Raw genomic sequence first — 24,569 nt, 5'->3', positions numbered from 1 at the left:
ATGAGCGATATTAAATGTTTCACGATCTGCGCATTCGGGGCTTAGTCTTTAAAACCGCTACAGGCGGTTACTCTGCGCCTCTGCGAGAAATTAGCACTGCAGGCTATTACCATCTGGATGATGATATTCCATGGGATGGAGAGGGGGTGATGGGGTAACTTTTTATTGGGGTTTCACCCCAAGCCCCACTTCATTCTTTTTCTTGACAAAAAGAACGAAGCAAGAAAAGTCAAGACAAAACGACCCCCGCCCGCTCTGCCGCAAGGCAGGAATTTCTAATAACCGGACGCAAGCTCGCTTATAAGAAATTCCAGCCTTGCGTCATTCACACCCTGATCGCCCTCCTCGTTTTGTCACGGCCACCCCACGGTGCCTTGAATCAGGCAGTGCTTTAGTCACAGGCACACCCCCTGAAAGCAATGCTTTCAGCTATTCGTGCCATTAGTTTTAATAAAAAATTCGTCTTCAATTAGTGCATTCGTGGTTAAATTTTTGGATTTCAGTATTATTATTTGTCTTCAATCGGTGCATTCGTGGCTTTGTTTTTAAACCGCTATCGGCGGTTCCTCTCCGTCTCCGTGTCTCTGCGAGAAATTCTGTGAGAAATATGCGCCTCCACTAGAACCAACGCCGCAAGTCGCCGCCATAGGCAGCCAGTCCATTAGCTTTCAATGAAAAACTTTTCTTTTATTCAAGGTTAAAATTTTATATTTAAAAAAAGTTTTATCAACCCGGTTTTATGAAAAGTCTTTACACATTGGCCATTACCATTATCCTTCAACTTTCAATTCTTCAGGCCCAGAAAATTCAGGATTCAAAGTACCCCAAGAAATTTATTCATTTAGAATCAGCCAGGAACCAGGCTGAAATCCTTATCAAAGAAGAAAATGAAGACCGTTCTCCTGATTCTGTGCTTTTTCAAAATTATGACAGGCCCAACAGTAAATGGGTAAATTCGTTTAAAGTAATCAATGAATTTGATCCAAACGGAAACAATACTTTAACTTATGTATATTACTGGAATGATACACTTACACAATGGTATAATGTGTTCAGGGAAATAAAAGCCTATGATCAACAAAACAGAAGGGTTTATTTCGAATACAGCGGCTGGGACATGCTATCGGTTCAATGGGTATATGAATGGAAATTAATAACCTCCCATTCAGATACTGCAAGTGTGACATTACATTATACCTGGAATAAGGCTGATTCGATATGGATGTTAGACGATAAAACCCAAACCAATTACAATGAAAATAAATGGGTGACCGGTTATTTTTATTTTAATATCAATCCATCTGACAGTACCTGGAATAATGAGCATAAGGAACTCATAACCTATGATTCTGTGGGGCATATCATTCTTGATAATCATTTCGACTGGGATCAATCTTCACGGGAATGGAAACAAAGTAATAAAATTGTATTAACATATGACACAAAAGGCAATCTGACCGAAAGATTGACTACTATGCCGGTTCTGTTTACAGACAGGACCAGTACATATAAACAGATTTACTTTTATAATGAAGACAATTTGCGGATTGGAGGAATTAGTTATAAATGGGATATGCCATCCGGTTTATGGATAAACCAGGACAAATCTGAGACCTCTTACATTAATGATACACTGACAGAATCGCTCGGGTATTACTGGCAAGAGGAACAATGGGTTAAAAATGACCGGTATCAGTATATAGAAAAAGATAATTACGATCTGACTATTAGTTCCAATTTTATTGGGGATGAAGAAGCATTCTCATACAGGTATTATAATTTTTATCCTGAAATGATTGTCAACACTGAAAATCCTGAAATTCAGGATATGCAATTATTTCTTTATCCAAACCCGGTAACTTCGGGGTTAACGGTTCGTGTAAATGGCGGAAATGAAAAGGACGTATTTGTTTCATTGATCGATTTACGTGGCACGACAGTTTTTTCCGGTAAAGTGAGAAATGGATCTTTAGTTTCCCTTGAAACCATTCCGAAAGGATTGTATATCTGTAAGGTCAATTTTGATGGAAGAACTTATACAGACAAAATACTGGTGAAATAATGGCTTAGTTTAAATGCCTTTGGCCAAAATCAGGCAGTGCTCTAGTCACAGGCACACCTCCTGAAAGCAACGCTTTCAGTCATTCGTGTCCACCAGCACTTATTACACCTCACCCCTGCCCCTCTTCCCGCGAAGCGGGACAGGCTCTGAAAGAGAGGGGAAGAACGCATTGGCAAAAGTTATCTCTCTGAATCGCAATGTCCCTCATTCATTGATAAACGAACCAACATCATCACTGGTACACCCCCTGAAAGCAACGCTTTCAGCCATTCGTGCCATTAGTTTTAATAAAACAATTCGTCTTTAATTCGTGCATTCGTGGTTAAATTTCGGATTTCAGTATTATTATTTGTCTTCAATCAGGGCATTCGTGGCTTTGTTATAATCTGGCGGGAATCAGTAACATAACCTCAAACATTTTTCCTACATTTATCCTGCAAACCAGTTATTGTTAAACCTTTAAACCCAAACTTATGGAAGACGAAGACCTCCCGATTGATCCCACCACACTACCCATTTTTATAAAGGCCGAAGAAATCAGGGATATGGTTCAACGAATTTGTGACCTGTTGCCTGAAGATAATAAACAGCTGCAATTTCTAAAAGAAGAATTGCTGGGCCATTCCCTGACGATAACCTCTAAACTGGCCGGAACCGCGGGTGATACACTCTATTCTATTAAAATGGAGGCAGCCACCTTTATAAGAAGATCGGCTCATGACCTGGTGATCAGCTATCATTCATTGAAACAATATGGATTTAAGGAGGTGGAGTATTATCTTACGGTAAGAGAGCTCATCGAGGAATTCAGGCTTCTGTTCATCGACTGGGTGGCCGGTTTCGATAAATGGAATTACATTATCGACCGCTGGGGTCTTTTCAATCCTCCTGGTGTGGGGCCTTTTGATAAGGATCCGGATGATGATATTCCGTGGGACGGGGAGAGGTTTGAGGATGAGGATTGATTTTATTGGGGTTTCACCCCAAGCCCCACTTCATTCTTTTTCTTGACAAAAAGAACGAAGCAAGAAAAGTCAAGACATAACGACCCCCGCCCGCTCTGCCACAAGGCAGGAATTTCTAATAACCGGACGCAAGCTCGCTTATAAGAAATTCCAGCCTTGCGTCATTCATAGGCTACGAACCTCCCCGTTTTGTCACGGCCACCCCACGGTGCTTCGAATGATGCACTATGTTAATCAAAGCCGTCATTGCGAGGAGGCGCCAGCCGACGAAGCAATCTGCCCGAACAGGCACACCTTAATCTGTGTCTTAGTGCCATAGTGGTTATTCCTTCTTCGTGTTCTTCGTTACGATCTCCCTTCGTGTTCTTCGTGTTAAAATATTAAACTGCCGTAGGCAGAACTCTGCGTCTCTGCGCCTCTGCGAGAAAAATAGTATGTGATCTGCGAGAAATATGAGATGCGATAAATCGCGTCTCTACAATTTTAACCCATTATAAGAACATCGACGCCCCATTTTCACTATATTCGTTGATCCCAATTCTACGGCAATGGCCACAGTTCAAAGCAAAGAATTAATCAAAAAAAATCCCTTTTACAGGGATTCATGGTATGACCAAAATTACCCTTTAACATGTCATCGTCAGGAACAACTTAAGGAGTTACTTGGTAAAACAGTTGATCAAATTGCCAGCGATTTCAATGAAAATGAAGGTAAATATGTTGCCTATATTGCTATTAGATGGGGCTTTGCTATACTGGTAAATAACATATTGACACCAACTGAAATCTGGCATTCCCGATCAAATTATGATGGTTTCGGAAATCATATAGATAGAGCCCATGAAATTGATGCTCTTAGTCAGGAACTCATCAGGTTCCGAGATGAACGGCATTGGCAGCAATTCCATAACTCCAAAGACCTTGCCCTGGCCATTTCCATTGAAGCGGCTGAGTTGAATGAGTTGTTTTTATGGAAGACCGTTGAAGAAGCCGAAAAGGTTGACCGTGAAAAACTGAAAGAGGAACTGGCCGATGTATTCGCCTTCGCCTTATTACTGGCAGAAAAACATGATTTTGACGTGAAAGAAATCGTTCTTGAAAAAATCAGAAAAAACAACGAAAAATACCCGGTCGAGAAATCCAGGGGAACCGCAAAGAAATATAACGAATTGTAACGATGCTCATCTACCAGGCTCCCTCGGAACGATTTGTAGCTGACGTCAGGGAGAACACGATTTCCGATAAAATGTCAGAAAGTTACCAGGCAAGACTGGGAAAAAGTCCCGGCAAACCTGAATTCAATTCCTGGCAGAACAGCCTTTCGCGGGTAAGAGATCTGCTTGAAATCGGCAATGTACAGGATTCTTTTGTGGCACTCGAATATGAGGTACCCTACAATCAAAGCCGGCTCGATTGTCTTCTGTTCGGACGGGGTGCAAACCGGGAAGCCAATGTGGTTCTCATTGAGCTCAAGCAATGGACGGATGTTAAACCATTACCCGAAGAAGGTAATTTCGTGGAAACCTTTACCGGGGGCAAAGAAAGGATCGTTCCGCATCCTTCGCAGCAGGTTAAGGGATATCACAATTATATGCAGGGCTTTGTGGAGGAATTCGAAAAAGAGCCCATATTATCGCTGTATAGCTGCGCTTATTGCCATAATTATACAAAGCAGGAGGATAAAGGACTCTATGATCCTGTATATAAAAAACTAATCGGAGAATTTCCGCTTTTTACAAAAGGGGACACCAAAGCCCTCGGCGAGAAGATCAAAGAATTGCTGCAGGCTGGAACCGGATTTGAAATTTTTAACCGGTTTATGCAAAGCCGGCTGCATCCATCGAAAAAGCTGCTCGAAAATGTACATAAGATCATTAAGAATGATTTCAGTTTCTCTTTGTTAAACGAACAACTGGTTGCCAAAAACCTGATTTGGGCCCGGTGCAGACAGGCTGCTAAAACACAGGAGAAATCAGTGATCATTGTGCATGGTGGTCCCGGAACCGGGAAATCGGTTATTGCACTGAATATTTTAGCTGAAGCCGCGTTGCAGAAAAAGAATGTCCTTTACGGATGTAAATCAAAACCCTTTACCACAGGATTGCAAAAACTTGTTGGTAGAGGTAGCGAAATCATGTTTTCCAATCTCTATCGCTTCATACCCAGCAGGACAAAGGAAAATGAATTTGACATTCTTTTAATCGACGAAGCACACCGGATAGAAAAAACAAGCAACCACCAATACACAAAACCCGGTGACCGCACCGATATGCCCCAGATGCAGCAATTGGTGAGGTGTTCAAAGACAACAGTATTCTTTATTGATGACAGGCAGAATGTTCGTTCTTCAGAAGTGGGTAGTTCGGCGCTTGTGAAAGAAGCGGCTGCTCATTATAATGCGAAGACCTATGAAGTCACCCTGGAAACCCAGTACCGCTGCATGGGTTCAAATGATTATTTGCTGTGGGTTGAATCGGTGTTGGGTTATTCGGATGAGAAGCGAATATTACGAAAGGAAGAACAGTTTGATTTCCGGATTTTTGATTCTCCGCAGGAGATTATGGATGCACTGATTGAGAAGGAGAAGGAAAAACCGAACTCCGCCCGCATGGTAGCCGGATTCTGCTGGCCCTGGAGCAGCAAGTTGGATGAGAATGGTGATCTGGTAAAAGACGTGAGAATAGGCGATTTTGCCATGCCCTGGGAGACCCATGATAAAATCACAAACATTCCCAAAGGCTATGTAAGATGGTATGAGTGGGCGTATCGCACCGAAGGCATCAAGCAGGTAGGCTGCATCTACACTGCACAGGGATTTGAGTTTGATTATGTGGGAGTTATCATCGGTGATGACCTTACTGTTGACAGCAATGGTAACCTTACCACCAACATCGCCGCCACCAAAGACCCCATGCTCAAACGCAGTCCAGAAAACTTCGACAGGCATGTGAGGAATATTTACAGGACACTTTTGACGAGGGGGATGAAGGGATGCTGGGTGTGTTTTACGAATCAGGAATCAAAAAGATTATTTATAAGAAGAATTTCGCATTGAATAAACATTTATAGATTAACCATTTAATATATTATTTTATAATTGATTTAGCAAATTTCTCTAATATCATTGAGCTTGGATGATCAGATAAAGAAACTAGTTTATTTGCTAACGCAATTGGTAATATTGAATTATCATACATATCAGATCGCAATTTCTCAATGTATTTTAAAATTGTATCAATATTTTTAAAATCTCTCTTAGATGGTTTCAATACAACTTCCGGATTTTCAGTAGGTAGCGTAATTAAGTAAATTCTTTCATCACGAGATTTAAAAATCATTTTACTTCCATAATATGAAGTTTTACCATAAGGTTCAGTCGTATTAACATCCCCAGGTTTAACATATTTGTATATATAAGAATTTGAAAATAAATATACTTGCCCTGGTTTAAGCTTATCTTGAATTTCCATTGCATGTTCGACAAATGGACCTGATTTCTCAACGCCAATAATAAATATACTTTCTACGCTATTTAAATAGCTTATAAGAGCCCTCATTGGTTTATGCATATTAGCAGTTTGACCAAAAAAGCCAAGAGGGCCGTCTTTAATAAAAATAACTTCATTTAATGCAGATTTTCGTCGTTGATAAACATTTTTAATGTAGTCAATAAGAATAAAATGCTCTACTAAATTTGTTAAATAGCCAAGTACACCACCTGCACCGAAATCATCATCAACAACCTCGTGTAATCGAAATACATCTGTAAGAAAGATTAGACCACCACTATGATTTATACAAAAGTCCTTTGTTAACTCATTTTTTCTAATCGGGACTTTTTTAATTTCGGAATTATCTGGATGTGAAGCAAGTTCATATTCATTTATAAATTTTGAGGGATTATATGTTTCAAATAGAAACCAACATAGAGTTTCTAATAAATTCTCATTTTTGAAAAAATCAAATAAAGCCTTCCTTACAGAATAGGTTAAAGTAGCCCTTGTCCCATCTTCTTTTTTAAGACCAATATTTTTCGTCGGAATAACTAACTTTCTCCTATGAAGCTCCTTCAATTTGGAAATGTTATCAGGTGAAATATATGGTTCTTCTTTCAAAGAATTCAAATCCTCAATTGAAAGTGCATTAGCACCAAATTGAAAAAAAGTTAAAGTAGAAGAAGGAAATTTTGATTTAACAGGTATAGTTGTATTTCCACCATCCACAGCTACAATCCATTTGATTTCATCAGTTATTTCATAATCAATATCTATGTAATATTCTGTAGTTGTTTCAATTTCCTCTGAATCTCTAGGTAGTTCATGATTATAAAGAAAATCCTGAACAGTTTTATCCTTAATTATATAAATATGATTGCTTTTACTTGCGGCCTCAAAAGGTCTTTTTCCTTCATTATATGCCATTGGACAAAGTTTTTGCTGAGAATTTTTCAATCTGAACTGGTACTATGAAAGGATTGGAATACGATTTCATCCTAACAAAACCTTTATCATTTTTTGCACTAAAGCGAACAAGACTATCCGTAAAATCGACGAAATCATAATATTTCCGTAATTCTTTTGTTTCGTCTTCATTGTTTAGATGGGCAATAAACCAGTTTTGTGTATTTTTTAGGATATTTGAGCTTATAGAGCTAACTTCTTGAGTTGCATATGTCATTGCAAGATTTAGTTTTGCGCCCTCTTTGGCAATTCTGTTATATATCTGACTTAAATCCTTATCTTCTTTTTTTGGAAATAGATTATGAGCTTCTTCGAAATAGAATTGAATAAAATTGTTTGGATTGGCTTTAATAAAATTATTCATTGAATCAATAAAAATTCTTGAACAAATTTTTTCACTATATAATCTTTGTATTAATGGATCTCCTTGCGAAAGGTCAATAATTACTATTTTTCCTAATCTTAAGGCATTTACTATCTCTTTTTCAAATGCCTGTTGCACGGTAGGAGTATGAAGATTTGAGATAGACCTCAAAATCCTAAAACCGGAAAGATTAGCACTCCCATTTGGAGTTGATTTTCGTGTCAAAAATACTAACATGGCTTTCATATCTTCATCTAGATAATCAAAACCTTTATCTGTTCTATACTGAATGAATAATTGTGATAAGGAAGAATCTGCAGTAGCTTCATATAATGCAGTGAACCATGTTATACATTCTTCAAGAGTAATTCCTTCGTGTGGCTTTATTTCTGGAATAATAGTATTTATAGTTTTTGTGTCTCCAAAAAACTTAACTCGATTATTGTTTGTCTTAAAACCAGCTGCATACAAACATGCTTTGTAAAGTGCAACCTTTCGGTCATAAAGATTTGCGGCATTTTTTTCATCACTTGTTTTTTCACTTATAGGCTTGATATAACCCTCTGGTATATTTAAATCCATTGCACATATGGATTGAATATAATTACTGGGATTTGATGTTAATGTTGAACGCACTAATTCAAACCCAGCTTGAATCTCTGAATAGAAATTAGTTTTTAATACTCTAAAACCTTCGTCAGTTTTATCTAAAACGCTATATCTAATTACTAACTCTTTATACATATCAAATATAGCAGTGCCTTCATCCTGTAGATTTGCATTTGCATATTCACCATTTATATCAAAGATAATTTGACCTACTGGTAATTTAGGAGCACCCGTTGAATTATCAAATGCTTCAAGTAAGTTTTCGAAAGGAGGCAGAGAATCTAAAGATTTATATTTTGACTTAGAAGAGATTTCAACAGTAGCTTGAATTATCTTTTTTACAGTATTTGATTTTCCAGTTCTTGTCATTCCAAACAGCGCTGTTCTTTTTCCAAGTAAATCACCAGGATTAATAAAAACTTTTACATCATTTACGGCTTTGTCATTTAATAATTGTCGTCTACTTGAACTATAGCGGACATTTCCAATAGCAAATTCGGTTTCTCCGCCAGCAAGAATATCTTTATCACGTTGATTTGCTATAATTTCAAGGACTTTCCCTGTTGCTTTATAAACTTTATAATTATGAGATGAATAGAAGTTTTCTACATCAGCTCCAAATTCAATTTTGCCATTTTCCTTGTAAAATGTCCCAAGAATACGGCATTCAAGGCCAGAAAAACTAAATTCATATCGAGTAAAATCATCAAGTTCACTTTGTTTTCCAGATGTTTTTAAATTGTCCTTGTAATACTCAACCATTGAAGTAATTACATTATTGTCTGTAGGTAAAGGAGCCGGATCTAGAACCCTTAAAAGTAATGCTTCATGGATTTCTTCATCGTATGGATTATCGTAAAATGCTAATAAAAATGTCCCTTGTGGAATACCTTTTACTTTGTATTTCCAGAAATCTGATATTAACAATTTCAGTTTATTAAAATTAATCGCAAATGGTCGTCCGACAAAAAGAGCTTCATTTTGGCCTTCTTTGAAAAAGTCAACGTCGGTTATTTTGGTAATAAAGGAATCCATCACTTTAGTATTTTGAGATTAAATTTATTATTAGGTTCTTCGAATCTATAAATGGATTGATTTGCAAATTCGGAATCTATTTCTATTCCAAGCCATTTTCGTTTACTTTTCTCGCAGCAATATCCTGTTGTATTGCTCCCAGCAAACGGATCTAAAATAAAATCATTTTCATCAGTAAGAAAATCAATAAAAAAGTTTACTATTCCAGCATTCATTCTAGCAGGATGTGGAATAACATTTTCTCTTCGACAAGTTTTTTGATAATAATCGTTTGATGATGTATTGGAAAAACTTAAGACATTATAAGGTAATCTGACATCTCTTTTATTATCAATTGGCTCCAATTCAAAAAAGTTATGTGAGATACTTCCTCCATGGTCTTTAAGAAAGCCATCATTAGAAATAACATGTTCAGATGGACGGCGACCCTTGTTGTATGATTGTTTTGCTAATAACTCTTTCATGCTTTTACTATATGGACGCAAAACATTCCGATTATCAGCTTTAGGGAAATCTGTCTTAGCTAACCACCAAATATGTGTATAACTATCTACAGTACGAAGTCTATTTACAGTCACCCATTGAGCAGGTGAAGGAAGTTTGGAAGGATTATAGCAAATAAATTCCTGAATTAATCTTAAATTGGAGTTTTGAATTAAACTAAATAATGATTCCAAGTGTAATAATGATTGGACAGGTCTTTCTGGCTCCCATGCATTGCCAATCTCAATTACTATTGAACCATCATCTGACAACAAATTTTCAAATATTGGAGCCAGACGTTTAAACCATTCTTTGTATTCTTCTCCTTGAAAATTTCCATACTTTTTTTTGTTATTTAGAGGAAAAGGAGGAGAAGTGATTAAAAGATTTACTTTGCCTCTAAGCTTACTAGAAAGCTTCCCTTTCAGTAATTCAATTGAGTCTCCCAGAATGAGTTTACCATATTTAGTTTTATAATATATTACTTTAGAATCCACCATAGAATTGAAGTATCAACTATAGATAAGGTTTATTTTCATTAACAATTAAAATTCAAATCTAATGTAATTGGTTATGTCGCATTTTCTTCTATCCAGTATTAAGAATTATGAACCGCTATACTCTTTTTGGAAATGGCCTTAAAAATATCCTTTAAAGAGAACCGGCATATGATTACACATATTCAAAAAAGAACCTGTTTTTGTGTAAAATTTGAGATTATTAGGAACATTGAATAATCTGTACAAATGGTAATTCTCTGCTTTCTTTTTTGAAAAATCTAGTTCATTGTTTGTAAAATAAAAAGGAGTTTCTTTACCTAACTTTGTGGTTTTTACCTCAATGTATTTATCTGTTCCATCAGGATTTCGGGATAAAATATCAAATCCGGCCCCATCACCTTCTTCCTTAGATATCCATAGAATTTTTTCCGCCAATTTCTCTTTTCCGCTTCTTATCAAATCCCATTTTTCATATTCTATTATAATCTGCTCTCCATACAAACCAAGTGATTGATTCTCCTGTTCCCTTTGGATCCAATTCACTTTTGATGGTTTTTTAATGTATTGAGGTGTAGGTTCTTTAAACTTTCCAGGAACAGGTGGCGAATCCAAGATATTTGAAAAATCAAATGGCGCCGGCATATGGATAACCTTCTCCAATGCAAACTTTTCAAATTCAACTTCAAGCCATGGATTGGATTTAAGGTATTGAACAATCTCTTTCTCAAGTGATTTTTGATAATTATGTCTTGGCAAGTACCCTTTGATATAAGGCTTACCTAGATTAATCAGTACTGCACTAATGTTTTGATGTTTGAATTCAATAGATCCTTCCGATCTATGATTAAGTTGGTGAATAAGTATTCGTCTGTGATCAGCCTTGTTAAAAGGCTTATTTGATAATTCTTCAACAAGCATTTCAAAATAATCCCTGATAATAAGGGTAATTTCTATGATGGACCAATCAGCTGACACGATATGATTAAAATACTAAGATGATAAAATTTTACATGATTTTCAGCTGAAAAGGCTATATTTATTAATAAAAATTGAAAATTGTATGTCCACTCCAAAACCCTACTTCAACGGTATAAATTTGCTAAAAGCATTTGTTCTTGGCTGTGATCCGACAGCGTTTGATAAAGAAAACAGACCTTTGAATTTTGAATATGTTTTTGATCTTGGAAATGATCAAAGGTATTTTTCAGGTATTCTAAAAAACTTGGAATGTATAGGATTGAGTCTTCAGAACATTTTCGTTCAAAATTTAGTAACAGATTACCTGGATAAGTGCAGTGCTGACAATAAACAGTGGAAGGAAATAACTCTTAAGTATATTGAGTCCAGAAAGAAGGAATTTGATACAATCGATCCCACAGGTAAGATACCGGTTTTATTGACTTCAGAGCTACTATATGAGGTTCTGTTAAATGATGATCAGATTAAGTATTCTGCAAAGGATTTATATCTGCTCCACTCTAAAATCCCAATACCATCTGAACATAATAAACTTAAACGTCCATTGATTCCTCTTTATAGACATTTTCGATACAATTTAAACGCACATCCAGAGTATGCTAAGGTTTTGAGTAATTTTTTCAGCAATTGCTAATCTAAGACATTCTCGCATGAGTCATATGAAAACCACTCTCCAGCTTTCGCTATTCTTGATAGTCAACGCGACTTCAGTTATAAAATCACAGGACACCATTAAAACCAGTGCAAAGACAATTGAAATTATTGCACCGGCAAGTGAAATAGTTGTGGAAGAAGAACCAGTTTTTCAATTTGCGGATGAGAATGCGATGTTCGAGGATGGTGGGCTTGAAAAATTCAGAGACTGGGTACAGAGAAATCTGGTTTACCCTCCAATAACTGTAGAGAACGACATCCAGGGAACGGTAATCGTTCAGTTCAGCATTACTTCACAGGGAAAACTCGTAGAATCAAAGATATTGAGAGGCGTTGATCCGTCTCTGGATAATGAAGTACTCAGGGTGGTGAATTCATCTCCTGACTGGAAACCGGCTATGGTAAAAGGCAAACCCGTAAAGGAACAATTGGTTATGCCGGTGATGTTCGGGTTGGTTTCGGGGAAGAGAAGATAGACTATTAACACTTTTAGGCTATTAGGAAGAAAGTCTGTTAGTCTGTAGTCTGTTAGTCTGTTAGGAAGAATGTCTTCTGGTCTGCTGGTCTTCTGGTTTGTATAATCCACTTCGATATTCTTAAATCGGTGTTCCTTGTTCGGTGTTTTTAGGAGGAGTCTGTTAGACTATAGTCTGTTAGTCTGTAGTCTGTTAGTCTGTTAGGAAGAAGGCTATAAGCGACCATACGGCCTCGCCTACGGCGCTTGATGAAAAAACGGACAAAACCTTTCTACCATACGGTCGCGCCTACAGCGCTTTTGAGACTGAACAGCACCTGCGCTTAAGGGAATGTACAGCACCAGCGCTTCGGGGACTGAACAGCACCAGGGGTACGACCTTATGGTGACCGCAGGAATCGGTCATCGGAATGAGGGATCGGAGTAAAGGTTATCTCACAACCAGTTTACCACAAACACTTATTTGATGATTTACCGAAGACAACCGGTACAAATATAACCCGGCATTCATACCTTTTATATGCAGCCCGCCACCTGGTATGACTTTTTTTAAAATGAGCCTTCCCGAAATATCATAAAGTGAAAACTCAGAAAATCGCTGGTCCGAATCAATATAAAATTCCCCATAAGAAGGATTTGGAAAAATACAATGTGGATTGCTTTTATAGTTATTATTCCCGGTAATAACGGCAGGGCAACCGGTATTATATGACAGGGTGCTTATCTGAGAATCTGCTATCGTGTATTCAACGCTATACAAACGGTTTCCGCTAATGAGATCAACAGCGATAAAGGATGTTTGATCATAAAAATACAAGCGGTTGTTTAGAGGATCTATGGCTGAATTACTTAAGATTTTGTATCCGATGGCTTCATCGGAAAGGACTATCAATTCACCGGTTTCAGGGATGATCTTTGCCAAATAGTCATTTTGGGTATCCAAATACCTTACAATACCATACAACGTGGTATCGCCAATATTGAACGCCAACACGCTGATTGATGAATTGGCTATCGGATTAGGTACCTCGTAAATCGATTCTCCCGTATTCAGATCCACCGTAATCAGCGAATACTTGTCATAGAAAAACAACCTGTTATTTATTGGATCAAGGGCAGAATTACTGGCAGTCCTGTTTCCTACTGGCATCCCTGATATTTGAATTATTTCTCCTGTTGACGGAATAATTTTAATGAGATAATCATCCTGAGTATCAAAATACCGTATAATTCCATATAAAGTCGAATCTTTACAATTAAAGGCAAATAAACTAACCTGTGAATTGGGATTGGGATTTTGAACATCGTAAAGTACATTTCCGCTATTCAAATCCACTGTAATTAAAGAATAACCTTCCGAGAAAAATAACAAATTATGGATCGGATCAATAACTGAATTCCCGGACGCACCTTCTCCTATCGGAGAACCAGATAACTCTATGACCTCACCGCTTTCGGGATTTATTTTGATTAGAAATGCCTGCTGGGAATCAAAATATCTGATAATCCCATAAAGAATATTCTCCTGTGCATTAGCCTGCCACGTAATTGAAAGAGCTAAAAGCAGAACGAAAAGAACCGTGACTTTCATAAAATCGTGTGTTTCTCCAATTTTAACCTGGTTATACGTATTCAGAACCGATGAAGTTAATAAACCAGAGAAATGCCTGACCATACGGCCGCACCTACGGTGCATGTGGAATACATCAATCATATTGTTTCTACCATACGGTCGAGCCTACAGCGCTTCAGGCTCCGAAGAAAGGCACCAGGGGTGTGACATTATTGCAGCTAGTAGAGCAAATGCATCTTCTCTTTCGATCTCCATCCTGCCTGGTTTTCATATTCAACAAAGAAGATTTTCAGATCAGCCTGGTTTTCATAATCCACAAAGTAAATCAATTTGTCAGCCTGGTTTTCATATTCGGTGAAAAACCATTTACCATTGTTCTCACCGGCCTGGTTTTCGTATTTCACTTTGTAGACTTTCAAATCGGCCTGGTTTTCATATTTAACCACAAAAACCTTCACATCGGCCTGGTTTTCGTACTTAACTGAATATACCTTTTGGGCCGAGGCTATTGTAAAAACAGCTAATGTAATGATAACAGCAAGTATCCGATACATGGAAATAGTTGATTATGGTACTCCGGTTAACATCAAACAGTATACCAAATCAGTCTTGTTAGTCTGTGGTCTCTTATCTATTAGCAGTTTTAGGCTAAAAGTCTGTTAGTCTGTAGTCTGTTAGTCTGTTAGTCTGTTAGGAAGAAAGGGTCTACTGGTCTTCTGGTCTACTGGTCTGGGTTCGGCAAGGGTGTGCCTGTGCTGGCAGATTGCTTCACCCGCAGGAATCGGGGTTCGCAATGACGGCTTTGATTCAGGCTGTGCGCCTATTCGAAGCACCGTGGGCTGGCCGGGACAAAACGCGAAGGGGATGAAGCTGTGAATGCCGCAAGGCATGGAATTTCTTATAAGCGAGCTTGCGTCCGGTTATTAGAAATTCCTGCCTTGCGGCAGAGCGGGCAGGGAGTCGTTTTGTCTTGATTTTTCTTGCTTCGTTCTTTGCATCAAGGCAAAGAATGAAGTAGGGTTCGGGGTGAAACCCCAATGACAATCCGTATGCTAAAGCAGACGGCAATTCATACGGAATTCACTTGGCAAGGGTATGCCTGTGCTGGCAGATTGCTTCACCCCGTAGGAATCGGGGTTCGCAATGACGGCTTGGATTATAGCACTGCGCCTATACAAAGCACCGTGGGCTGGCCGTGACAAAGCGGGGAGGAGGTAGATAATAGTGTAATAGCACATAAATGAAGGAAAATAACTATGTTTACCGTGCTAAACGAAGGAAAGATGTCACATTCCAAAACATACAGCATCCGTGAAGAAAAGGCAAATTACCTGACTCATGCATTTGGAGTATTGCTGGCTATCGGAGCAACGGTGATGCTGCTTCACAAAGCCATTACCGCCCATAATGGATGGGCTGTCCTGGCCTTTTCAATATACGGTTTCGGTATGTTTGTTTGCATGCTGTCTTCATCCGTTTATCATTATGTGCAGAAGCCAAAACCAAAAGCAGTTTTGCGTCATTTTGATCACGGGAACATCTATATTCTCATCGCTGCCAGTTATTCTCCCATGACTTTAATTTTGTTGCGAACCGAAGGTAATTGGGGATGGCTGCTTTTTACCTGGGTCTGGCTGTGTGCCATTATTGGAATAGCACTTAATTTCCGTGAGTTAAAAGCGAATAACAACCTCAAAACAGCTTCCTATGTGCTTATGGGCGCATCTGTTGTCATCGCCATCAAACCTCTTATAGACATGGCCCTGTTAAAGGATTGTCTGAATGTTTTGTACTGGCTTGGTGCCGGTGGTGTATTTTACATTGCCGGTTCCTTTTTTTATGCCCTGGCCAAACATGAGTTTGTACACACCATATTTCACGTATTCGTATTATTCGGTTTGACATGTCATATTGTGGCCGCGTCACTAATACCTCTCTAACAATTCGGGGTTGTACCTTAATAAATGCTTTCTAAAAAACATACTGCAGAAAATAGTAACTGCTTATGCAAAACAAGCAGGTCATAATTGTCGGGGGTGGTGCTGCAGGACTTTTTGCAGCCGATGCTTTAAGTAATTCTCATGAGGTCATAATTCTTGAGAAACAATCGACCATAGGCAGAAAACTACTTGTTGCCGGACAGGGCGGCCTGAATATTACAAATGATTGCAGAGAGACAGAATTACAAGGAAAATATACGCCTGAAGGCTGGATGAATAAATTTTTGATTGATTTCGGACCTTCAGAATTCCGGAAATGGCTGTCTGACCTTGGCATACCCACTTTTGTGGGCTCCAGCGGAAAGGTTTTTCCTGAAAAAGGAATCACGGCAAATGATGTGTTAAATAAAATAAAAAGAAGACTCGAGGAAAAAAGTGTCCGGATTCTCACCGGTCATACTTTTACCGGATTTGACTCAAAAGGAAACATAACCGTCATTCACGGGAATAATGAAGTAATTTTAAATACTTCCCGGTTGATTCTTGCTCTTGGTGGTGCGTCATGGCCTGTGACCGGATCAGATGGAAAATGGAAAAATATATTGGAATCTGCCGGAGTTTCAGTAAAGCCTTTTCAATCCTCCAACTGTGGAATAAACTTACAGTGGCCCGAAGCCATAATCAGGAATCATGCAGGCAAACCCCTGAAAAATATTCAAATTACTGCCGGAAATTTTTCAATTAAAGGAGAGGCATTGATCACGGAATACGGACTTGAAGGAAACGCTATATATGCTGTTATCCCTGAAGTGAGAACCTGCCTGAACAAAGGGCTGAAAGCATCGGTCCATATTGACTTTAAACCTTCAAACAGCATTGAACAGCTTCTGAAGAATTTCATTGGACATAATACGAGTCGGGATTATATAAAATCACTTAATCTTGATAGTGTACAAATGGCTATTTTAAAAGCTTTTACTACAAAAGAAGAATTTTTGAATCCTGAAAAGTTCATTGGCAAAATGAAAGATCTGGAAATTCATGCAGATTCCCTGCGACCGGTTGAAGAAGCCATTTCTGTTGTCGGGGGCATTGAACTGGATGAGATCAATGAAGACCTTTCCTTAAAGAAATTTCCCTGGATAACCGTTATTGGCGAAATGATTGATTGGGATGCTCCCACCGGAGGTTTTCTGTTGCAGGGTTGTTTTTCAATGGCCAATTATGCTGCGAAGAAAGTCTGTTAGTCTGTAGTCTGTTAGTCTGTTAGGAAGAAGGCTATTAGCAGTTTTAGGCTATCAGGCTATCAGGAAATTTACGATTTGGGATTTACGATTTACGATTTGAAGAAAGTCTGTTAGGAAGAAGGCTATTAGCAGTTTAAGGCTATTAGGCTATTGGGAAGAATCCCGTAGTTAATTTATACCGAAAAAGTAACCGCAAAGGATTTGTTTCCTGGAAGAAACTATGTCTCAATATTTCGTTTATGGGTAATTGGCATTAAAAAACCTGCGGTTTTGCGCTAAGTACGCAAAGGGCTCAAACCTTCGGTTTTCGCGGAGGCGCCTTTTCTCAAACCGCAGGTTTGAGCACTTTGCGTACTCTGTGAACTTGAATACGGCAATACAATAAGTACCACTTCATAAAGAAGACCATCCGATAATCGAAGGAAAATAAAACTTTGCGTTAAATTTTTTTTTGAGGATTTCGTGGTTAATAAAAGGCTTAAGCCGAAATAACGAAGAATTTAGTTGCCTGTTTTCCTCGGAATTTGTAAATTGTTCTCGTGAATAAGTTATTGTTAATAACACTTATATGCAACGATATCTGGAACAACTTATCCAGGATTTAAGGAAAGCTACCTGGAAATTGAGACCTCCGCATGAGTTATGGTTTGAATCTGAAGCCGATCCTGACAATGAACCGGAACTCGAGGATATGTCATATGTTGAAAAGTATATTTACGGGGAACAAATCCCTGTGTCGGAAATAACCGGGATTGACCAGGAAAATCTGCCACCGCCTGAAATGCTTACGGATGATCAGAAAGCACTGCTTTCAGTTGAAATGGAGAAAATGTTGGAAGTATTTCACTTTGTCCTGGATTTTCCGGCTGACTATCCTATGCCTAACCGGTATTCTTTCATCAGGAATTTCTGGAATGAAAAGCATGTGCCCCTGTCTTTCGGCGAATCTCATATTGAGTTTTGCGATTATGACCAAAATGCCTGCCCATTCCCCGGATATTGCGCTATTTGTAATGAAGTAGCCAGGCAAATGGAATATGATAATAATCCTAAGAAACAGGATATCGATCCCGGAGATATTCCGGATTGGGTGAAGGAAGATTTACCGTAGGGACAGGTCGCGACCTGTCCTTGCACAATTTAGTCTTTTCTTATAAAAATAATCCGGTTAAGAAGGAGGCTTTTTTTCTGCATACCGGTTCTGAATCGGATTGTTATTGTATTTATTGACCCATTTAATTTAATTTCTCCTGTACTGAGTTCCTCTACCCTTTCTTCCGTTTCACTGAACGTGGAGATCCAGTTGGTTAATTGCGTCTGCCGCTGCCATAATGAAAAATCACAACCCGATGGCTGTTTTATTACGTCTAATAACATCGTGTATGTTCCATGGGGTAAATCATCCAGAGAAATGCGAAGCCATGTTTCATCACCCGGTATTAAAAGATAACTCTCCCCGCCGGTACCGTATTTCCAGGTAGTTTTAACGCCTATATTACCATAAATATTGAAATCCATTAACTGGGGATAAAGTACCAGGGTATCCGGAATAGAAACACCGGTGAGTTCATTAGTCGGTCTCTTGCTATTTGCCGGTGGGGTATCTGCATAATACAGTGCCAGGGAACCATAATCCACCGGAACCAGGTTCCCGGCCGGACCGTGCTCAATGCTCATGTAAAAACTCTTTTCATAAGAGAGTTTGTCGCTCATATAGAACCGATAACCGGCGGTTCTGCAAAACGGAAGGGAATAATCGAGCGAACCATGCAAGGGCAGGCTCATGCTGCCATCCCATCGATCCAACATAGCATACCATCCGCCGTTGAAATAATCCTCTGAGCCGGTACCGTGGATCCTGAAACTGCCATCTATGGCAACTGAATCATCGCCTTCAAAAAAATACGTCATACCGGCTTTTAACCCACGGGCAAACAAAATGGTGCCCACAAAATGCCCGCGACCGGGCATATCCGCAATCACATAGGATTGCCCGGTCTTTGATTCCAGGTCCCGGTTCCAACGTATATAAAATTTTCCTTCCTTATCCGGGATTCTTTTTTCAAACGAATAGGCGACTTTCACGAAGACATCAACGGGTAGAAGTTCAGCCTTTTCATTGTTTCTGTAAATCAATTCAACCCTGGCTGATTTGTCGAAAGGCATCGGGAAATAACAATAATTCCTGTTGTTCAGGCTTCCGAGTAACAGACTCCGCATAGATTCATTCCCAAATGCATAACCGAAAAAATCGGCAACCGGACAATAAATAGCAGGGCTTGTTTCACCATCCCATGTGACCCGGATATCAATCTGCCTTGTAAGTCCTTTAAATATTTCAGCGGGTTCCATCTCAATCCCAAGGATTCGCCCTCCACGATCCAGCTCGAATACCGTTTTCGTTTCACCGGGCTTAATAGTATACCTCCCGGAATCCTGCAACAATTTTGCCTGATAGAAGGAAGAAATGTTTCTGTCCTGTTGATTCCACAATGCCTCAATTCGATTAAGCAATTCTTTTTCTTCAGCATTTAGCCCCATACTGAAGCTTTTAACTCTTGTTCCCTTCTCGTACAGCCGGTATTGAATCTGGTGAAACTGCATCTTTTTTCCCCTGGATACAATTTTGCAGCTCTTTTCAAACGGAATAGGGAGGTAACAATAATACCCGCCCAGTTGATTGCCGCACAGCGGAGCTATAAACGGGTATTTTTTGCCGGAGAAAAGATCATAGTATTGAATCGAAAAGGCCGGGGAGGCATTATCATCAATATAAAAATCAAGTGTATCAAATGTGGGAGTAGGTGTCCAAAACCTGTTGATTACACCGCTGCCGTACCGCTCAAAAATGACCAGGCTGCTGTCTGCATTCCTGCGGATAAAAGAATTGGTTCCGTTAAAGCCATCATCGTTTTTTCCTGTTGTATCATAGGTTGATACCTGGCCACTTACTGTATTCTTCCGGTATTCGGGTAATGATGCAACATTCAGAAAGGTCTGCAGTTCATCAGACAGGGAGTGAATGGCATTATTATTTCCGGAAGGTTGAGCCAGCGTGGATAATAACAATACGTGACTAAGTACCAGTATGGAAAAATGGATTTTCATCACAGGTGAAGGTATTATTAATTGACTGGTAAAATAAGTAATTTTTTCAATTAGGCTATTAGCGGTTTTAGGCTAAAAGTCTGTTAGTCTGTAGTCTGTTAGTCTGTTAGGAAGAAGGCTATTAGCAGTTTTAGGCTAAAAAGTCTGTTAGTCTGTAGTCTGTTAGTCTGTTAGGAAGAAGGCTATTAGCAGTTTTAGGCTAAAAGTCTGTTAGTCTGTAGTCTGTTAGTCTGTTAGGAATTGGTGTGGGTAGGGTGTGCCTGTGCTGGCAGATTCCTGCCTGCCGGCAGGCAGGGCTTCACCCCGCAGGAATCGGTTATCGCAATGACGGCTTTGATAAAAGCAGTGCGCCTATTCGGAGCACCGTGGGCTGGCCGTGACAAAACTCGAAGGGGATGAAGCTGTGAATGCCGCAAGACATGGAATTTCTTATAAGCGAGCTTGCGTCCGGTTATTAGAAATTCCTGCCTTGCGGCAGAGCGGGGAGGAATCGTTTTGTCGGCATTTTCTTGCTTCATTCTTTGTTGCCGGACAAAGAATGAAGTAGGGTTTGGGGTGAAACCCCAATGACGGTAATTCATACGGAATTCACTTGGCAAGGGTATGCCTGTGCGGGTAGATTCCTGCATGCCGGCAGCAGGGCTTCACCCCGCAGGAATCGGTTATCGCAATGACGGCTTTGATAAAAGCAGTGCGGATATTCGGAGCACCGTGGGCTGGTCGTTACAAAAAAGAATGAAGTAGGGTTTGGGACAAAGTCCCGGGAAAGACTTACGATTTTTAGATTCCCCATACCATCACCACTTTGCCCCTGGTATGCATGGCCTCGATATAACTTAATGCTTCGGGGGTTTTTTCGAAAGGATAAATCTTGTCGATATGAACTTTGATCTTGCGCTCCTTTATTAAAGAAGCCAGAGTTTCAAGATCATTCCTGTTGACTTCAGCAGTAAACTGCTTCATATCGTACTTACTGAATGCTTTGGCCGCACTCACCGAAATCATATGACCCATGGTTGTGAAACCGGTTATCACTCCTCTCCTGCCCATACGTTTAAAAACGGCAAATGTCAGATTCCCGTGAGTGTCCACAATTAAATCATAATTGCCGTTATGCCGGCGGATGTCTTCCCTGTCATAAGCAATCACATCATCGGCGCCGAGGCTTCTGACAAATTCCTCGTTCTTTGACGAACATACTGCAATTACCTTAGCTCCGTATGCTTTAGCAATTTGTACTGTAAAATGTCCGACTCCTCCTGATGATCCGTTTACCAGCACAGATTCGCCTTTTTTAAGCTTTCCATGAGTAATAAGCGCCTGTAAGGCAGTTAATCCTGCTATCGGTACAGCAGCCATTTCTTTGAATTCAGTGCCTTCGGGCATCCGGGCACATTTATCGTACGAAACGGCAGTGTATTCAGCAAAAGCACCTCCTGATAATTTTTCACCAAATACCCTGTCACCGATTTTGTATTCCTTTACCAGGCTCCCTATTCCGGATACAATGCCTGCAAAATCAGCACCTGTTAAATTATTTTTAGGTTTAAAGAGGCCGAAAACAAATCGTGCAAAAAATGGTTTACCCCGCAAAATATGCCAGTCGGCCGGATTTGCCGAATTAGCCATTACTTTAACCAACAGCTGATCCTCTTTTAATTCCGGCTTATTTACTTCCTGCAGTGTGAGGACTTCCGGCCCTCCATAGACTGATCTTGTAAATGCTTTCATTGGTTCCTGGTTCGATGGTTTAGCGGAATTACAGTAAAATATTTGATTATTGGCGTCATTTCAGCTTCCGGGTCTTTGCCTGTAATTTTCGTCCGGGTACTGTTCTAATAACAATTGTTTCGGCAATTTTATCGTGAAGCGCCATTCTGTTCGGATTCCAAAGGATCTGAATAAATCCCAGCCCCAATTCCAGTGTTGATGCAACATAACCAAGGCTTCGCTCCAGGCAGTGCCAGAGCCCCACCCGGGTATGATAGAGTGACACGATCCTGATTCCCGTAATCTTCTTACCAACCGTCAGTCCGTTGGAGAGATACGTCGCCAGGAAAAAATAAATCATCGGAAAAAACCCGAAAAATATTTTCAGAAAATCTTTCATCCTGTTTCCCATATCCTCCGAATCAATCTCCAATTCAGGATGAGAGGCAAACATGTTTTCTATATTCAGGTTGATATCTATTCCTGATGCGTATATAATGAGCAGTATGCCCAACATCAGCAGTGCAACTGCTGCTATGTCCAGCATCATGGCGAATATCCTGTGTGGTACGGAGGCCAGCATGAACCTGGCATCAATTACACATCTGGGTCGTTTCTTGAAATTCATAGGTTGGTTTGTTTAAGGTTTTTAGCTGTTTCAGGCCATCAGGAAATATACGATTTTTATTTATGATTTACGATTAGAAGAAAGTCTGTTAGTCTGTAGTCTGTTAGCTTGTCTTCGATATTCTTAAATCGGTGTTCCTTGTTCGATGTTTTAGAAGGCTATTAGCAGTTTTAGGCTGTCAGGCTATCAGGAAATTTACGATTTGGGGATTTACGATTTACGATGAGAGTCTGTTAGTCTGTAGTCTGTTAGGAAGAATATCTACAGGGCAAAATATTACACAGAGAACCACGGAGGAGCCACTGAGAGCCACAGAGAAAAACTCTGCGGAACTCTGTGAGGCCTCTGTGAATCTCTGTGAAATAAACTATTGTGGAAGGAATACTATACTGTTATCATTTTTATATCCGTCAAATCTGCCTTTCCAATCTTCAGAAATTCATAGGTCATGCGGTCTGCCTGACAGTCAATGAAACTTACCCGTTTCAGCTTTTCGTTGTTTTTAAAGAATGTGTTAGTAAGCTTTACGTTTCGGAATACCACTCTTGTGAACTCACAGTTTTCAAAATAACAATCTTCTAATGTACCTGTAAATATGAGATCGGCAATCTGAATTTCTTTGAAAGAAGTGTGATTCCAAACGGCATCATGAATTGTATTGGTTTCTGACTTTGCCGATTTCCGCGCGACACCGGTAAGTCCCCCCTGTTTTATTACTGCTCCTGAAAAATCAGCTCCGGTTAAATTGCAGCCGTAAATAAGACTCTTTGTAAATTCAGCACCATTAAAATCCGCACCCGAAAAATCGCACCCTTCAATATTGCTTCCTGTAAACCGGGTTTGCCTGAGGGAGCAGTCCTTAAAAATATTGTTTTTCAGATTGGATCGCTGTATATGACTATTGCCCAGGTCGGACCCCGTGAAATCACAACTGTCAACATTGTTTCCCTTTAAAAGAAGTCCGTTTAATTTTGAACCATTAAACCGGCAACGAATCATATTGGATGTATTGAATTTTTCATGCAGGTTTTCCAGTCCCGAAAAGTCCGCATCAGTCCAATTACCGCGTGACATATCCCAGCTGAGCTTTTTTGTTTTGTTTCCGGGAGCCCATTCATCCTGTTCATCCACAGATCCGGATCCAGTTGTCACGATGGTATCCGAATGAAAACGTTCAGAAAAATAGTTCAGGTCTACTCCCAGGATTTCGGCCAGACGGTTAAATGTGGCAATATCCGGCATTGACTCACCCCGTTCCCACTTTCCGACAGCCTGTGAACTGATGAATAATTGATCAGCAAGCTGAGCCTGGGAGATTCTTACCTTTTTTCTTGCCTCGGCAATTTTATTGCCAATTATTTTAAAGTTTGTCATAACACTAATTTTTTGGACAAAATTATTCAGGCATCTATGGGTAAACAAAAAAGCAGCTATACTTATGGTTGTTATTTCGCTACTTTTAGTTTAAAAGCTACAACCGGGAAGATAGTTTTTAGGCTATTAGCAGTTTTAGGCTATCAGGCTAATAGGAAATTTACGATTTGTGGATTTACGATTTACGATTTGAAGAAGTAACCACGGAGGAGGCACTGAGAGCCACAGAGAAAAACTCTGTGGAACTCTGTGAGGTGGCGCTCTTATTTAAAGAAAGGACGGATTTCGTTATTTATTAATTTATTGATGAGGCCTCTCTTGGTATTCATATCCATTGACATCATGGTATTCACTTCCTTTGTCTTCAAAAGCACTTCACCATTTTGCGGATTGATAAATAATGC

Annotated in this window: 19 protein-coding genes; 9 read left to right on the top strand and 10 right to left on the bottom strand. The window is 39.5% G+C overall.

Annotated elements, in window-relative coordinates; genetic code table 11:
- Positions 1 to 739: 739 nt before the first annotated feature.
- The 4 genes from VK179_15395 (at position 740) to VK179_15380 (ending at position 6,082) form a co-directional block, all read left to right on the top strand.
- On the top strand, positions 740 to 2,062 hold the full coding sequence (locus VK179_15395; protein ID HLO60133.1) for a T9SS type A sorting domain-containing protein: 1,323 nt from the start codon (positions 740 to 742) through the stop codon (positions 2,060 to 2,062).
- A 473-nt stretch (positions 2,063 to 2,535) separates the two neighbouring features.
- Complete coding sequence (locus VK179_15390; protein ID HLO60132.1) at positions 2,536 to 3,027, top strand: hypothetical protein; 492 nt, start codon at positions 2,536 to 2,538, stop codon at positions 3,025 to 3,027.
- A 548-nt stretch (positions 3,028 to 3,575) separates the two neighbouring features.
- A complete protein-coding gene (locus VK179_15385; protein ID HLO60131.1) occupies positions 3,576 to 4,202 on the top strand; it encodes a nucleotide pyrophosphohydrolase in 627 nt (208 codons plus the stop codon).
- Positions 4,203 to 4,204: 2 nt separating this feature from the next.
- A complete protein-coding gene (locus tag VK179_15380; GenBank protein ID HLO60130.1) occupies positions 4,205 to 6,082 on the top strand; it encodes a DUF2075 domain-containing protein in 1,878 nt (625 codons plus the stop codon).
- A 31-nt stretch (positions 6,083 to 6,113) separates the two neighbouring features.
- Here VK179_15380 and VK179_15375 read toward each other — a convergent pair whose 3' ends face one another.
- From VK179_15375 to VK179_15360, 4 genes are all read right to left on the bottom strand, one after another.
- On the bottom strand, positions 6,114 to 7,448 hold the full coding sequence (locus VK179_15375; protein HLO60129.1) for a hypothetical protein: 1,335 nt from the start codon (positions 7,446 to 7,448) through the stop codon (positions 6,114 to 6,116).
- Complete coding sequence (locus tag VK179_15370; GenBank protein HLO60128.1) at positions 7,438 to 9,495, bottom strand: DUF87 domain-containing protein; 2,058 nt, start codon at positions 9,493 to 9,495, stop codon at positions 7,438 to 7,440. The genes VK179_15375 and VK179_15370 overlap by 11 nt, the downstream gene beginning before the upstream one ends.
- Entirely contained in the window at positions 9,495 to 10,478 is a 984-nt protein-coding gene (locus VK179_15365) for a site-specific DNA-methyltransferase (protein HLO60127.1), read from the bottom strand. Before VK179_15365 ends, VK179_15370 begins: the two co-directional genes overlap by 1 nt.
- 138 nt (positions 10,479 to 10,616) lie before the next feature.
- A complete protein-coding gene (locus VK179_15360) occupies positions 10,617 to 11,453 on the bottom strand; it encodes a DUF3883 domain-containing protein (protein ID HLO60126.1) in 837 nt (278 codons plus the stop codon).
- Positions 11,454 to 11,538: 85 nt separating this feature from the next.
- On the opposite strand from VK179_15360, the gene VK179_15355 reads away from it, so the two are divergent.
- Together VK179_15355 and VK179_15350 are read left to right on the top strand one after the other, a co-directional pair.
- Positions 11,539 to 12,090, top strand: coding sequence for a hypothetical protein (locus VK179_15355; protein HLO60125.1), 552 nt, complete (start codon positions 11,539 to 11,541; stop codon positions 12,088 to 12,090).
- 16 nt (positions 12,091 to 12,106) lie between these two features.
- Positions 12,107 to 12,586 carry an energy transducer TonB gene (locus tag VK179_15350; GenBank protein HLO60124.1) on the top strand — a complete coding sequence of 160 codons (480 nt, stop codon included), beginning with the start codon at positions 12,107 to 12,109 and terminating at the stop codon, positions 12,584 to 12,586.
- A gap of 429 nt (positions 12,587 to 13,015) precedes the next feature.
- Here VK179_15350 and VK179_15345 read toward each other — a convergent pair whose 3' ends face one another.
- Together VK179_15345 and VK179_15340 are read right to left on the bottom strand one after the other, a co-directional pair.
- On the bottom strand, positions 13,016 to 14,281 hold the full coding sequence (locus VK179_15345; protein HLO60123.1) for a T9SS type A sorting domain-containing protein: 1,266 nt from the start codon (positions 14,279 to 14,281) through the stop codon (positions 13,016 to 13,018).
- A 95-nt stretch (positions 14,282 to 14,376) separates the two neighbouring features.
- Positions 14,377 to 14,712: a DUF6150 family protein gene (locus VK179_15340; protein ID HLO60122.1), complete on the bottom strand. Its 336-nt coding sequence runs from the start codon at positions 14,710 to 14,712 to the stop codon at positions 14,377 to 14,379.
- A gap of 729 nt (positions 14,713 to 15,441) precedes the next feature.
- On the opposite strand from VK179_15340, the gene VK179_15335 reads away from it, so the two are divergent.
- The 3 genes from VK179_15335 to VK179_15325 all read left to right on the top strand — a co-directional run bounded on the left by VK179_15335 (position 15,442) and on the right by VK179_15325 (position 18,456).
- Positions 15,442 to 16,098 carry a hemolysin III family protein gene (locus VK179_15335; GenBank protein ID HLO60121.1) on the top strand — a complete coding sequence of 219 codons (657 nt, stop codon included), beginning with the start codon at positions 15,442 to 15,444 and terminating at the stop codon, positions 16,096 to 16,098.
- Between the two features lie 65 nt (positions 16,099 to 16,163).
- Positions 16,164 to 17,345, top strand: coding sequence for a TIGR03862 family flavoprotein (locus VK179_15330; GenBank protein HLO60120.1), 1,182 nt, complete (start codon positions 16,164 to 16,166; stop codon positions 17,343 to 17,345).
- A 568-nt stretch (positions 17,346 to 17,913) separates the two neighbouring features.
- The gene (locus VK179_15325; GenBank protein ID HLO60119.1) at positions 17,914 to 18,456 is read left to right on the top strand and encodes a hypothetical protein; all 543 of its coding nucleotides are present in this window, start codon (positions 17,914 to 17,916) and stop codon (positions 18,454 to 18,456) included.
- Positions 18,457 to 18,485: 29 nt separating this feature from the next.
- On the opposite strand, the gene VK179_15320 is transcribed toward VK179_15325, so the two are convergent.
- The 4 genes from VK179_15320 to VK179_15305 all read right to left on the bottom strand — a co-directional run bounded on the left by VK179_15320 (position 18,486) and on the right by VK179_15305 (position 24,165).
- A complete protein-coding gene (locus VK179_15320; protein HLO60118.1) occupies positions 18,486 to 20,453 on the bottom strand; it encodes a glycoside hydrolase family 172 protein in 1,968 nt (655 codons plus the stop codon).
- Between the two features lie 780 nt (positions 20,454 to 21,233).
- A complete protein-coding gene (locus VK179_15315) occupies positions 21,234 to 22,184 on the bottom strand; it encodes an NAD(P)-dependent alcohol dehydrogenase (GenBank protein HLO60117.1) in 951 nt (316 codons plus the stop codon).
- A 55-nt stretch (positions 22,185 to 22,239) separates the two neighbouring features.
- Positions 22,240 to 22,791 (bottom strand): RDD family protein, encoded by a 552-nt coding sequence (locus VK179_15310; protein HLO60116.1) that lies wholly within the window; start codon positions 22,789 to 22,791, stop codon positions 22,240 to 22,242.
- 384 nt (positions 22,792 to 23,175) lie between these two features.
- Complete coding sequence (locus VK179_15305; GenBank protein ID HLO60115.1) at positions 23,176 to 24,165, bottom strand: pentapeptide repeat-containing protein; 990 nt, start codon at positions 24,163 to 24,165, stop codon at positions 23,176 to 23,178.
- Between the last annotated feature and the right edge of the window lie 404 nt (positions 24,166 to 24,569).

It is taken from the genome of Bacteroidales bacterium (genome assembly GCA_035299085.1).
Taxonomy (GTDB): Bacteria; Bacteroidota; Bacteroidia; order Bacteroidales; family UBA10428; genus UBA5072.
Note: the sequence above shows the minus strand (reverse complement) of the source record. Positions and strands in the feature narration are given on the sequence as shown.